We start from the raw sequence: 13,997 nt of genomic DNA on the forward strand, positions 1-13,997 counted from the left end.
ACAATGATTGATCTCAATTCTGCTTTTATTTATACATTTAGCTTCAGTTAGCCGCATATTTCTGATCCCCATATGACACTGTATTTAACGTTACCACATCACAAACCTGAAACTGATCACCAACATGCCCACATCATCTCCAAAAGCAACCACCGGCAAAACCGCTGTAACGGCAAGGCAGTTTATAGACCAACTGTTTGCATTGCCGGTAAAACCGGGCGCAGACAACTCAAGGTTTTTTAAGGGTGATGACAAAAAGAACAAGACTTTAAAGGTTCGTATGGCGGATATTTTCGGGCTGGCAAAGCAATTTACGCCAATGCCGCTCAACGAGATCGGAAAGCTGCTCGACAGTAACTATTACGAGGCAAGATTAGGCGCCATAAGCATCATGGACTTCCAGGCAAGAGACAAAAAAGTTTCGGAGGAGCAGAAAAAAGCATTGTACAACCTGTACATCTCCCGGCACAACAGGATCAATAACTGGGACCTGGTAGACCGCAGCGCACCTTTTGTTGTGGGCGGCTATTTGTTCAACAAATCACGGGCGCCACTTTACAAACTTGCCAGATCAAAAAACATATGGGAACGCCGGACTTCCATAGTAGCCACCTGGTTTTTTATTCGCCAAAACGACACGGAAGATACTTTCAAAATCGCCAGGTTGCTGGTTCACGACAAAGAAGACCTGATCAATAAAGCGGTGGGAAGCTGGATCCGCGAAGCGGGAAAGCGCGACAAACAAAAACTGCTCGCCTTCCTGGATGAGTTTGCCGCCACCATGCCACGGGTAACCCTGCGTTACGCTATTGAAAAACTGGACAAGAAGCAAAAAGCTATTTGCATGAATGCGGCTAAATAAACCGGGATTATTCCACCTACTGTCTTCACCAGATGGAGATGTCTATTGTACCGTATGATGAAATTGCTACGCAAAAAAATTCTCCAAATATTTCTTTTTAAAAAAAAGAATGAATAGATTTAATAACAATTTCAATCCGTCCTGTCAAACATCCCATACGCTTGAATTTCACTTCCTCTTTCATTATCTGTTGCCCCGTGTATTATTGGTTAACAATTATTCATACGCCTCTTCAAGTCTTGTGAAAGCTTTACATATTATTATCCAATTCTGAAAACCCGACATTTAAAATTAAAGCGTTGTATTTATGTGATCTGTAGAACAGTTCTATGGAGTTCCTTTTGAATACCCCAGGGAGGAAATGTATAGCAGAGGGATATCCGTTTATAAGCGTTTACAAGTACTTGTAAGTGTTTAAGATAATTATGAAGTATGAAAGTGTTGCGCAAATCAAAGTGTTGGCAACAATTAAGCATAGTAGGATATAGAAAACTAAAAACACATGCTCACGGGAAAATAATTAAATATTTATTTAAAATTTTGACCCATGTTAGATCAAATAACAATTCAGGAATTTTCGCAAACCTTAAGTCAACCATTAATTATGCCTTTCGATGCAGGGTATGATGAAGGTCGTTCTGTCTGGAATGGAATGGTTGACAAACGACCAGCAATGATATCAAATTGCAAAAATGCAGATGATATAAAAAAGTGCTTGAATTTTGCTCAACACCATGATTTATTGGTCTCCATTAAAGGAGGGGGACATAATGTTGCAGGAAAGGCAGTTTGCGATGGGGGGCTAATGATTAATCTTTCGCAAATGAATACTGTCATTGTTGATCCGGTTAAAAGAACAGTCAGGGTTGAATCGGGAGCGACAATTGGTGAGCTGGACAGGGAAACTCAAAAATTCGGTTTGGCCACTCCGGTTGGTATTGTTTCAAAAACCGGAATAGCAGGTCTGACTTTGGGAGGGGGCTTGGGCTATTTGGGGCGTAAACACGGCCTTACTATTGACAATTTAATATCCGTAGAACTGGTTACTGCTAAAGGTGATTTAATCTCTGCAAATGAAACTGAAAATCCTGATCTGTTTTGGGCACTTCGCGGTGGTGGAGGAAATTTTGGAGTGGTTACCTCTTTTGAGTTCAAACTTCATGAATTAGGTCCGGAAATCATGGCTGCACAGGTATTTTATCCTATTGAAGATGCGAAACAGGTGCTTAAGTTTTATAGGGAGTTTACATCAAATGCGGCAGATGAACTTGTAGGAAATGCTTACGTTTTAAGAGTTCCACCCGCAGATCCGTTCCCGGAAGCGCTTCAGGGAAAAATAGCAATCGCACTCGTGGTATGCTATGCAGGTAGTTTGGATGATGGTAAAACGGCTCTGGAACCACTTGAAAATTTTGGAAATCCAATTCTTCGGGTAATAATGCCCATGTCATTTTTAGCACTACAAACAATTTTTGATCAGGGTGGCCCCAAGGGAGTGCGATCTTACTGGAAAACACATTATATAGATCATGTTTCAGACGAAGCAATAGATGTTTTTGTTAATCACACCACTCATATCCCAGGACCACTTTCAGTTGTTGGATTTGAATCGTTTGGAGGTGCGATCAATCGGGTAGAAGAAAATGCTACAGCCTTCCCTCATAGAAGTGCCTCTTATGTTTTTGGGATATATTCAGGTTGGACAAAGGCTGAGAATGACGAAAAAATCATCAGTTGGACTCGTGAATTATATGATAAAATGACAGCTTTTGCTTCTGGTGGTGAATACAGTAATTACCTTGATCATGATGATAGCGATAAGATAAGAGCTTCATTTGGTTCAAATTATTCGCGCCTGCAACATGTTAAATATAAATATGACCCTAATAACTTCTTTAAAATTAATCAAAATATTATACCAAACCCTGATTTATGAGTGTACTAAAAATGGATTAATAATGTCTTAAATGATTGAGAATTTTATTAATGAAAGTGAAAGCTGTGGCTTTTAAAGAGGTGTTGCAAACAATTGCATTAGCATGGCTGTCAATATCCCGGCGTAACAAAAAACACACCCTTCATCTACTATTATCGTTATTGCTCTACAAAAGGGTGTCAATAAAAATATATGGGTTTTCTTTGCCTTGTAATGAAAAGTTCATCATGAAAAAGGCTAAATTATTATCCGCGGCGGTCTTCGTGTTCTATAGTGTTGCATGTAGTCAAACCGAACACAATGTGCAGGCAATGCCGGTAATTTTCGTTGCCAGTACGCCCTGCACTGTCGGAACCCGGCCATTGCCCGGGATGAGCTTGACAGGAAAATGTGAACTGATAAAATGGAAGCTGCAAATTTTCGGTATTGCGGGAAGTAACAGCACACGCACTTATATACTCGATTGTGATTATGGTATGGCAAAACAAGGCACCCGCGGACTGGTAGATGGCGGAACACATTTGCACCGGGACGGAAAATGGGCAATGCAAACCGGTATGCCAGGGAATCCCACTGCTGTAATTTTCTGTCTTGATCCCGGTAAGCCAAAAGAATCTGTGTACCTGCTCAAATTGTCTGATGAATTGCTTCATCTGCTCGACAGTGACAGGCAACTGATGACAGGAACAGCCGCGTGGAGTTATACCTTAAACAAATTGCCATGAAAATATTTTATACCATATCATTGGGGGCGGTGCTTCTATTGATAGTCAATACACAGTTGAGTGCCCAAACTGCAGCCAAAGACAACATCATATCAGAAAGCATCACTTTCAAAGATCCGCCAACAGGCGCAGATATCTATGGCATATTCGAAGGAAGAACACCCTGCAGTCCCATCAGTAAGCAACTGGGTGCAACTGTTGCCCCGGACTGCGATCATTTGAAATGGCAGGTTATTTTATACCGGGATACCCTAACCTTGGCACCCACAGCATTTACACTTACTACTGAGCTTTTTGATCGCCGTCCACTGAAAGGAAAATGGGAAATCGCAGAGGATAAAGAAAATACAGCAGGTACTTTATTAGTCCTTTATTATTCTCCAAACAGAAAGCCGCTCTACCTGTTAAAGGGAGATGATAATGTACTTTTTATTCTCAACGACAACAGGCAAATGCTCACCGGGAATGAGGATTTTAGCTATACATTGAACAGGGTAAAAAAGGTAAGGCGGCTTTCTAATCCCTGACTGATTGTTCACTGCCCCTGGTGCTCGTGTGTTGGCTATTAATTCATAAAATAAAGCGCTGCGGTGTTCATAATCCGTATAGTTGCTCACCGATTGCCACTTTAATAATTTTCCTATTCGCCGGGTTCTCGCTCCACACACAATAGCTTGGCTGTGAAAACCGATGAAACAAAAAAAAGCCAGGCTTATAAACAAACAATCAACTTTTATTTATACATTCAACTTCGGGTTTTGGCAGACCGGATTTCAAATATCTCACCTGATCAAAGTTGTGACGCTGGGCGAAGGCTGGACAACTTCTTTGAATTGAAGTTTATCTGTTTAAACAATGTATAATGTCAATGCAAACAACCCACACTTCCCCAAAAAAGTATGCACGACTGGGTGGTATCCTTTATTTAATTAATATCGTTTTTGGATTCTTTGCCATTGCTTATGTGGAAAGTAAAATAATGGTTGGCAATGATCCTGCAGCAACGGCAAATAATATCATTGCGCATAATTTCTTATACAGGCTTGGCATAGTTGCACACATAATCATTCTTCTTACCAACGTTCCGCTTGCCCTGATTTTTTACCGTTTATTCCGGATTGTAAATAAAAACGCCACGCTGCTTGTGATATTTTTTACATTGGTTGGGACTGCCATTGAATCAGGCAATTTGTTGAATCAATTTGAGCCCCTGCTTCTCTTAAGGAATGGTTTGCCGGCCGGTTCATTCAACCGGGAACAAATACACGAGTCGGTATATACCCTGTTGCGTTTGAAAACGGTGGGATTTCACCTGTCCCTTGTTTTTTATGGATTTTATGGACTCTCAGCAGGTTATTTGATTTTCAGATCTGCATTTCTTCCCAAAGTTATAGGCATTTTTCTGGCAATTGGCGGTCTCTGTTATATTACGTATAGCTTTACAAGTTTTTTAGTTCCAAAGTTCGCAGCTTCATTGGTGCCCTATATACAAATTCCGTCAGGGCTTGCCGAATTAACCTTTTGTTTATGGCTGCTTATAGCTGGTGTGAATTCAAAAAAATGGAAAGAGCAGGAACAAACTGCTATATCCTGATTTAAAGACTTCGCACAATATTTATGACCCTCCGGACCTTTATTAAAAGCCATGCCGACAGCCGTGAGACCGGCGATGAAAGAAAACCTGTTATATCATGCTCCCGCATCTTTGTAATGCGATGGTATAAAATGATTGTGGACGTTAACTCATAAAATGAAGTTCTACTAATTCATCTTCAGCACTTTCTGTGTTATCGTTTTATCGGTGTACAGCAATTGCACGATGTATATACCCGAAGCCATGTGGCTTAGATTAATGGGTATATAATTCAATGCCGTGGAAGCGGTGTATTGCGCCTTCCATATCAACTGACCGGTGCTGCTGTATACAGCCACGCCTCTTAAGGAGGATGAAGCGGGATAATGCTGTATGGTTAACAGGCCTGTTGTAGGATTGGGTGCAATCAGATATCCTTTCTCTTTTAAATGCTGCGACAAGCTGCGGGTATAAATATTGATGTCGTCTATATATACATTGTTGCCATAGCCGTTAATGTTGCGAAACTGCACGATAATATTATCATACCGTCCCTTTACAAAAGCCGTGATATCGGCGGTATCCGCTACCCATTCATCCGCTGTGGGAATATATTCTGCCGTTGTAAAATCCGGACGCGTTTTTAAGTCTGCCCCTCCTTTTTTATATACCGATGTAAAGGTTTGGCCACAATCGGATGAAAACAAAATTTCCAGCGTATCGGAATTGATACTGCTGTATTGCGCTGCCGCCCGCCAGAATGCAATCTTAACCGAATCGGCAGTAAGCGGTATAGCCAGTTGTGGCGTAACGAGCATAGTGCTTTTCCCGAACAACTGGTAATTATAGTTATCAAACTTTACAGATGCCGTACCGGAACGCGCAGCATTGGTTGCCCGCACAGGATTGTATTCTATAACGTCGCTGTTATTGGCTATTCCCCAGCCCTGTGGCGGAAAAACAGTGGACTCAAATCCATGCACCAATGGTTCATTCGCATTGCCAACAACAGAAAAAACCATGGTTGCCGTATCATTAAAAGGCTGCTGGTCTGCCGCTCCGTTAGGAAGTGTAGTATAAATTTTTACGGAATGATACCCGGCGGTGGCTGCGATGGCATTACCCGGCAGGGTTGTTTCCTGCAAAGAAGGAAGATTAAGGTTCAGGTTGGTAACAACAGGCTCACCACCATCTATAGCCACATTGAGCCTGATGCTGGTTAAAGGCGAAGCGCCTACGTTGCGGATGGTTAAGCGGGGAATAATATTTGCAGCGCAACGGATACCGGCGTTTGAAGGCGATACAACAGCCAGCGCCTTTACATCATTATTGTACAACACAGGCGGTACACAACCATTTGAGCTCATCAGTTGCATACGGTCCGAAAAAGTACTTAACGCGGTTTCCATACGGTCGGCCTGCCCTGCGGTAAACAGGCACATGGCAGCATCATCCGTGTAATCCATAAAATTCATGAACATTATACCAGGAGCTGTACCGGTACAGGCATCGGTTAAAGGATAAGACGGTGTGCCATATGTGCATGTGTTCTGGTTGGGAGTATCATCCACAAAATCTGAGTCAGCACAGGAAGCCTGGCATTCATTAGAACCCCAGGTATGCGAAAGATTAAAGAAATGACCTATTTCATGTGTGGCGGTACGACCTTTATTGAATGGCGCCGCTGCCGACCCAATGGTTCCAAAAGCATGATAGGCAGTTACCAGTCCCACATCCGAAGCTGACAGCCCGGGTAAGCCGGGCATAAAAGAGTAACCCAGGTCGTTGTCTCCCATCTTACACACCCATATGTTCAGGTACCTGTTTACATCCCAGGCATCCACCCCACCCATTGTGGTGTATTTAACGGGATCGCTATCGCCGGGAATAGATATGGTAGAAGAAGTTTTTCGCGTAATACCGCTGGAAGGTTCGTTGGAGGGGCTGCGCTGGGCAAGACAAAAACGAATATTACCTTTACCGAATAAAGATTTAAATGCGGCCGGAATCTTCACTGAATCCGCATTTTCGCCGGCGTAATCCGCATTCAGTACATCCAACTGGCTCTGTACCTGTTCGTCTGTTACCAATGACGGATCATCCATTACAATATGCACCACCACGGGTATGGTAACGATGGCGTTTAAACGCTGCTGTGCAGGGTTATCTTTTTTTGCACGCCTGAATGCTTCATATTTTTGCTGGAATGCCTGTTGGCTTTGGTCGAACGCCACTTTATCGCGGGGATATTTCTGAAAATATTTTTCCATCACGGAACCTGTAACACAACGCACCGGCCGGGACGGCTGGTTTTGCGCAAAAACATTTGAAGCGATGCAGAAACACAGGCTAATTGCAATAAAACGTAACGAAAAAATTGCGTTCACAAAAGAAAAGTTTAATAATACATTCTCCAAATGTATTGCAAGTGCGGATAAAAAAAATGCTTTCCTCAATTTTGCATTATTTAAGCAGGAAAAATATAGTGCAGACCTGTCAAACTATACGTATTATACAATCATTTGGTTTGAATGAACTGAACCTAATATACCATTAGTACGTATTCATCGCTAAAACAGCATTCCCGCTATACAACCGCACATCAGGCAGGCTATGGTTCCTCCTATTAAAGCTTTTATTCCCAATTCGGTAAGGTTCTTACGCTGGTTGGGCGCCAACTGGCTGATGCCCCCGATCTGTATGCCTATAGACGCAAAATTGGCAAAGCCGCAAAGCGCATAAGTTACAATAAGCAAAGATTTCGGATTGGTGATCACATTGTTTTGTTTCATTTCGGCAAGAGAAACATAGGCATAAAACTCGTTCAGGATCGTTTTTTCACCCAGCAACTGTCCTATAGCAACCATATCTGCTTTTGCAACACCGATAAGCCAGGCAACGGGTGCGAAAATATAGCCTAACAGCATATTCAATGAAAGGGCTTCATACCTGCCCTGTGTAGCCAGGCTGATCTCTTCATTAAGATGCGTAATGCCTCCCAGCCAGCCTAACAATGCATTTGCCACCCACATCATAGCTGTAAATACCACCAGCATGGCGCCTACATTTACCGCCAGCTTTAATCCATCGGTTGTTCCTATGGAAATGGCATCTAAAAAATTATCTCCTAATTTTTCCTTTGGTATGGTAAGATCTTTGGCTATGAGCCGGTGATCGGATTGAGGAAAAAGGATCTTTGAACAAACGATAGCCGCAGGGGCGCTCATAATAGACTGGCTGAGCATATGCAAGGCAAAATAATGCTGCTGTGCCACGTCATTCCCACCAAGAAAGCCTACATAGGCCGCCAATACGCTGCCAGCAGTGTTGGCCATCCCTCCTACCATAATGCACAGCATTTCACTGCGCGTCATCTTTTCCAGGTATGGACGGATCATCAGCGGCGCTTCTGTTTGTCCCAAGAAAATATTAGCGGCGGTAGACAAACTTTCGGACCCGGAAATATTCATCTTGTTTAACAGGTAAGCAAATACATATACTATTTTTTGTAAGATGCCCAAGTAATAGAGGATGGAAGAAAGTGCGGCAAAAAAAATGATATTGGGCAACACCTGCACGGCGAATATATAGCCCCAGCTTTGCTTGTCGCTTGCCAGGCTACCGAACAAAAACTCCGTGCCTTTATGACTCAGGTTGATGAGTTCTACAAAAGCGTAAGAAATATTTTCTAAAATAACTTTGAAAATACCGGGGTTACAAACCCTGGTGTAAATAGAAATGGTAAGTATGGCCAGCGAACATAAAACAGACCATTTTAATATTTCAATAGTACGGGAAGCGAGCCATTTGATGATAAAAGCGAGCACAATAATACTGAGCAAAACAGCCATGCCACTATTGGCGAATGTACCATTCCGGATCATCCCGAAAAAGAAAATGCATTGCCAGGCTATGGCCAACACAATACTCAGTCCATCAAAAGCAATAACGGTATTGTTTTTTTGTACTCTTATAATCCTGTTGATGATGATATATGATAAGATTATTCCAAAAAATACCCAGAAAACAGGCTGCCCCGCAATTTTTGTATTGAGCACTCCCATGGCAAACATCAACTGGGCAAAAATACCCATGCCTACTAATTTCCAGTTAATGGCTCTTTTGTTATTGCTGAGGAGATAACAAACAAGGATCAGGAAAATCATCCCTAATGTTCCCCTGCTGATATTTTCAAGCTGCAATGACATAGAGCCGTTTTGGTGCTAAAAATTTTATGCAACAATATACAACAATGTGGAAAGGGGAACCTCAAAAAATAAATGACTCTCTGCTTTTTGGAACAATAAAAACCTTATACTGGTTTATGCCGCAAATTCCATTGTCCTGCGTGGGCAAGATGATTTTTGTATACAACAGTTTGCTGTACAGGACAAAGCCGCCACGGATACCCGAATAAATCTTTCTTCGGTTAGTCTTCCATTCGTGTATCCGTGGCTATCTTTTTCTAAAAAATATCAGGATTATAATATCCCGTTCAGGATAATTTTTGCAACAGGAATAATTTGTTGTACAGAATGCCCGCCTTAACGGACATCCACCCGGACCGACACGCCTGCCTGAACTGCCGAACGATAGGCAGGGACCGGGGGGAGGCACGAAATATTAATTGGGCTTCGGTAAACCTACACCAATTCGTGCATTCGTGGCGTATAAATCGAATAGCCGGAACCTACAACCATGTCTCACCCCTGACACACAAAAAAAGCAGGCGTTTCCACCTGCTCTTAAAGCTCACACTAAGAAATATTATCCGATATGTTGTTCTATTTTTTTAACAAAATTAGCTTTAGGCTGAGCCCCTACTAATTTATCTACTACTTTACCGCCTTTTACAAATAAAATAGCGGGAATAGAAGTAACCCCATAATTAATGGATAACTGCGGATTATGGTCTACATTCACTTTGCCCACATTTATCTTTCCGGTATATTCTTTACTTAATTCTTCAATAACCGGACCGATTGCACGGCAGGGACCACACCACTCCGCCCAAAAATCAACAACAGAAAGTTTATCAGAATCCAAAACCTTTTCCTGGAAGTTCGTGTCTGTAAATTCGAGTGCCATAGTAACTTAATTTTATTTATAGTTTATTGTTTATTGTTCACTGCATATTGGATACAATAAGCATGCAAATTTAAGTCCATTACGCCAAATAAGTTGATATGTCATTATCCACACATGTGCATTAGACAATTTGGCTTTTTATTATTTTTCTAAAGTGGTCACTTTCACTTCCATATCAGGATTGGCTTCAAGGAAAGCAGCCATTTCGTCATTCATTTCAAAGCTTTTTTCTAATGTGTACATGCTTACTTTCCAGTTTAGCCTCGGTTCTGCTAATATAAATTTGATACCCGATTTGCCGGGAAATGTCTTTACATTATGATCTATAAAAGCTACCACTTCGTCTTTTAACAATTTGGGGTGCAGTTCAACCTGCAGTTGCCGCGTTAACAATCTTTTCACAGTTTCCAGCAGCATTACGCTGCTCAGCTTAAATTCAAAATCTGTTGTACTGTTCCATCGTGCTTTAAAATTTCCCGTGGCAAAAAGTACATTGCCCAAACTGAAGTGATCTTTAAAACGCACATAATCTTCTCCAAAAAGCGCCAGTTCGGTTTTACCGGAATAATCTTCTATGGAAAAAACACCAAATTGTTTTCCATTACGCGTAGTGCGGTGCTGTGCATCGGAAACCAATCCTGCTATCCGGAATTGCCGGAAAGGATTGGGATGGATCAGCAAGGTTTCTTTAAATTCTATAAACTCCGAAATGGTAGTGATACCATAATGTTTCATTTCAAATCTAAAATGATCTAAAGGGTGACCGCTTAAAAAAATGCCTGTAATGCTTTTTTCATGATCCAGCCATTCCGTTAAAGTCCAGGGTGCGCAATCCGGTAATTTTGGCGGCATTACATCAGGCATCTGCAAATCACCAAATAAGGTATTGGTAGTGTTAACCGACTGGCTCTGATAAATATTGCCAAATTTGATGATCTTCTCCAGTCCCGTGGAAGTATCACCCTGCGGGGTATAAAAATACTGCGCCCTGTGCATATCGGTAAAGCAATCGAATGCACCTGAATAAGCCAGGCATTCCAATGATTTTTTATTTACCATTCGCTGGTTAACCCGTTTTACCAGGTCGAATATGGATTTGTAAGGACCTTTTTTCCGTTCTTCAATAATGCCTTCTATAGCCGCCTCTCCTACTCCTTTCAATCCTCCCAGTCCAAAGCGTATTTCACCCTTTGCATTAACGGCAAAACCTTTCTGCGATTCATTGATATCGGGGCCAAGCACTTTCAGTCCCATGCGCTTGCATTCTTCCATGAAGAAGGTTATTTTTTCAATAGCGCCGGCATGATTCAATACCGCAGCCATGTACTCCGATGGGTAATGTGCTTTTAAATAAGCGGTTTGATATGCCACGAAAGCATAACAGGTAGAATGTGATTTATTGAATGCATACTGTGCAAAAGCTTCCCAGTCTGTCCATATTTTTTCCAGTACTTTTGCATCGTGTCCTTTTGCGGTAGCGCCTTTAATAAACTGCGCCTTCATTTTATCCAGTACAGATTTTTGTTTTTTCCCCATGGCCTTGCGCAGCACATCTGCATCGCCCTTGCTAAACCCACCCAACTTTTGAGAGAGCAGCATCACCTGTTCCTGGTATACAGTAATACCATAGGTATCCGATAATATTTCCTCCATTTCCGGCAGGTCATAGGTAATAGGCTCACGCCCGTGCTTACGGTCAATAAAATCGGGGATATAGGCCAAAGGACCGGGCCGGTATAACGCGTTCATTGCAATGAGGTCGCCAAATTTGTCCGGTTTCAGTTCACGCAGGTATTTTTGCATACCCACGCTTTCAAACTGGAAGGTTCCGTTGGTGTCGCCGTGCTGATATAACTGGTATGTTTTTTCATCGTCTAACGGAATGGTATCGAGGTCAATTTCAAGCCCATGATTTTGTTTGATGAGCTGCAATGCTGTTTTAAGAATGCTTAGCGTTTTTAATCCCAAAAAGTCCATCTTAATTACTCCGGCTTCCTCAATTACGCTTCCTTCAATTTGGGTAACCCACAAATCAGAATCTTTGGCAATGGCCACCGGTAATAATTCCATTAAATCTTTGGGGGCTATAATAATGCCCGCCGCATGTATGCCCGTATTGCGTACAGAGCCCTCTAATATTTCGGCCTCATGCAATACCTTCGAGTGCATATCGGTGCCATTGTAGAACTGGCGCAATTTCTTTACATTTTCAAGGTCATCCGCCGACAGTCCTTCCTTTTCTTCCAGCGACTTCTCCCCGTCTTTTATATTAAGCGGTGCATGCAACACCCGTTTTAATACAATGCCCGGCCTGTCGGGCACCAGTTTGGCCAATGCATTGGAGTCGGCCAAAGGCAGATCCATTACCCGTGCCACATCCTTGATGCTCATTTTAGCGGCCATGGTACCATAGGTGATGATCTGCGCTACCTGGTTTTTTCCGTATTTGCCAACAACATAATCAATCACTTTCTGCCTGCCTTCATCGTCAAAATCCGTATCAATATCGGGCATGCTTTTGCGGTCGGGGTTAAGGAACCTTTCAAACAGCAGGTTATATTTTATAGGATCAATATTGGTAATGCCTATGCAATAAGCCACTACCGAGCCCGCTGCCGAACCACGGCCGGGACCAACAAAAACGCCAATATCCCGGCCTGCTTTAATAAAATCGCTCACGATCAGGAAGTAGCCTGCAAAGCCCATGGATTTGATGGTGAACAATTCAAAATTGAGCCGTTCTTCAATTTCCGCCGTTAACGGATCATACCGTTTATGAGCACCCTCATAAGTAATGTGTTTCAGGTATTCCCATTGGTTAAGGTTATTATCGGCATGTACCTGGAATGCTTTTGGTATGGGAAAATTGGGGAGCAGGATATCCCGTTTCAGGTCCAGCAGTTCTATCTTATCCACAATTTCGCCCGTATTATATATTGCATCGGGCAGGTCATGGAATACCTGTTTCATTTCCTGCGTGGTCTTAAAATAAAACTGGTCGTTAGGAAAGGCGAACCGTTTGTTTTTTACAGCAATATCATCATCCGAAAATTCACGCAAAGCCGGTGTAGCCTGCTTTTCGCCGGTATTGATGCACAACAGAATGTCATGTGCATTAAAATCCTTCTGGTCTACATAATGAGAATCGTTGGAAGCGATAACCTTAACGTTGTATTTTTTGGCATATTTCAGCAATACGGCATTCACTTTTTCCTGATCGGGTATGCCATGCCGTTGTAGCTCCACATAATAGTCCTGCTGAAAAATATTCAGCCACCATTTAAATTCATTTTCCCCTTCCTCCTCTCCTTTCTTTAAAATGGTTTGCGGCACCAGGGCGCCGAGGCAGCAGGTTGTGGCAATGAGCCCCTCATGGTATTTATGGATAAGCTCTTTATCAATACGCGGGTATTTGCTGTACAGGCCTTCAATAAATCCCAGCGATGTGAGTTTAATAAGATTGCGGTACCCGGTTTCATTTTTGGCCAATAATATCTGGTGATGCCGCGGGTCTTTTTCTTCCTTTGAAAATACTTTGCGGTGCCTGGTTTCTGTAATATAAAATTCACAACCCACAACGGGTTTTACTTTTAAGGGGCTTTTTTTATCATCGGGGTTCACTTTATGCTTATAGGCTTCGGCCACAAAAGCAAATACGCCAAACATATTACCATGGTCGGTAATGGCCAGGGCCGGCATTTCATCTTTAATTGCCTTCTGGTATAAACTACTTATGGATGCCGCACCATCCAGTAAGGAATATTGTGTGTGAACGTGAAGATGGGAAAACTGGCTCATTGGGCAAATTTCGTA

9 protein-coding genes are annotated in these 13,997 nt (G+C 42.3%); 5 read left to right on the forward strand and 4 right to left on the reverse strand.

Annotated elements, in window-relative coordinates:
* Nucleotides 1-124: 124 nt before the first annotated feature.
* From FRX45_RS16485 to FRX45_RS16505, 5 genes are all read left to right on the forward strand, one after another.
* Entirely contained in the window at nt 125-862 is a 738-nt protein-coding gene (locus FRX45_RS16485; RefSeq protein ID WP_152269554.1) for a DNA alkylation repair protein, read from the forward strand.
* Nucleotides 863-1,409: 547 nt separating this feature from the next.
* The gene (locus tag FRX45_RS16490; RefSeq protein ID WP_152269555.1) at nt 1,410-2,798 is read left to right on the forward strand and encodes an FAD-binding oxidoreductase; all 1,389 of its coding nucleotides are present in this window, start codon (nt 1,410-1,412) and stop codon (nt 2,796-2,798) included.
* Between the two features lie 227 nt (nt 2,799-3,025).
* Nucleotides 3,026-3,523 (forward strand): hypothetical protein, encoded by a 498-nt coding sequence (locus FRX45_RS16495; protein ID WP_152269556.1) that lies wholly within the window; start codon nt 3,026-3,028, stop codon nt 3,521-3,523.
* The gene (locus tag FRX45_RS16500) at nt 3,520-4,050 is read left to right on the forward strand and encodes a hypothetical protein (RefSeq protein ID WP_152269557.1); all 531 of its coding nucleotides are present in this window, start codon (nt 3,520-3,522) and stop codon (nt 4,048-4,050) included. Before FRX45_RS16495 ends, FRX45_RS16500 begins: the two co-directional genes overlap by 4 nt.
* A gap of 341 nt (nt 4,051-4,391) precedes the next feature.
* Nucleotides 4,392-5,117 (forward strand): DUF4386 domain-containing protein, encoded by a 726-nt coding sequence (locus FRX45_RS16505; RefSeq protein WP_226805421.1) that lies wholly within the window; start codon nt 4,392-4,394, stop codon nt 5,115-5,117.
* Nucleotides 5,118-5,284: 167 nt separating this feature from the next.
* Here the strand turns inward: FRX45_RS16505 and FRX45_RS16510 are convergent, their stop codons facing one another.
* The 4 genes from FRX45_RS16510 to dnaE all read right to left on the reverse strand — a co-directional run bounded on the left by FRX45_RS16510 (nt 5,285) and on the right by dnaE (nt 13,982).
* Nucleotides 5,285-7,483, reverse strand: coding sequence for a zinc-dependent metalloprotease (locus FRX45_RS16510; protein ID WP_193311741.1), 2,199 nt, complete (start codon nt 7,481-7,483; stop codon nt 5,285-5,287).
* A gap of 183 nt (nt 7,484-7,666) precedes the next feature.
* Nucleotides 7,667-9,304, reverse strand: coding sequence for a nucleoside transporter C-terminal domain-containing protein (locus FRX45_RS16515; RefSeq protein WP_152269560.1), 1,638 nt, complete (start codon nt 9,302-9,304; stop codon nt 7,667-7,669).
* A gap of 559 nt (nt 9,305-9,863) precedes the next feature.
* On the reverse strand, nt 9,864-10,184 hold the full coding sequence (gene trxA, locus FRX45_RS16520; protein ID WP_152269561.1) for a thioredoxin: 321 nt from the start codon (nt 10,182-10,184) through the stop codon (nt 9,864-9,866).
* A gap of 141 nt (nt 10,185-10,325) precedes the next feature.
* Nucleotides 10,326-13,982, reverse strand: coding sequence for a DNA polymerase III subunit alpha (gene dnaE, locus FRX45_RS16525; RefSeq protein WP_152269562.1), 3,657 nt, complete (start codon nt 13,980-13,982; stop codon nt 10,326-10,328).
* Nucleotides 13,983-13,997 lie beyond the last annotated feature (15 nt).

The sequence above is a fragment of the Agriterribacter humi genome, assembly GCF_009192765.1.
GTDB classification, from domain to species: Bacteria; Bacteroidota; Bacteroidia; order Chitinophagales; family Chitinophagaceae; genus Agriterribacter; species Agriterribacter humi.

Bases quoted from the DNA above. Each gene is read 5' to 3' on its own strand.
- FRX45_RS16485 (WP_152269554.1), top strand. From the start codon at position 125: ATGCCCACATCATCTCCAAAAGCAACCACCGGCAAAACCGCTGTAACG.
- FRX45_RS16490 (WP_152269555.1), top strand. From the start codon at position 1,410: ATGTTAGATCAAATAACAATTCAGGAATTTTCGCAAACCTTAAGTCAA.
- FRX45_RS16495 (WP_152269556.1), top strand. From the start codon at position 3,026: ATGAAAAAGGCTAAATTATTATCCGCGGCGGTCTTCGTGTTCTATAGT.
- FRX45_RS16500 (WP_152269557.1), top strand. From the start codon at position 3,520: ATGAAAATATTTTATACCATATCATTGGGGGCGGTGCTTCTATTGATA.
- FRX45_RS16505 (WP_226805421.1), top strand. From the start codon at position 4,392: ATGCAAACAACCCACACTTCCCCAAAAAAGTATGCACGACTGGGTGGT.
- FRX45_RS16515 (WP_152269560.1), bottom strand. From the start codon at position 9,304: ATGTCATTGCAGCTTGAAAATATCAGCAGGGGAACATTAGGGATGATT.
- trxA (WP_152269561.1), bottom strand. From the start codon at position 10,184: ATGGCACTCGAATTTACAGACACGAACTTCCAGGAAAAGGTTTTGGAT.
- dnaE (WP_152269562.1), bottom strand. From the start codon at position 13,982: ATGAGCCAGTTTTCCCATCTTCACGTTCACACACAATATTCCTTACTG.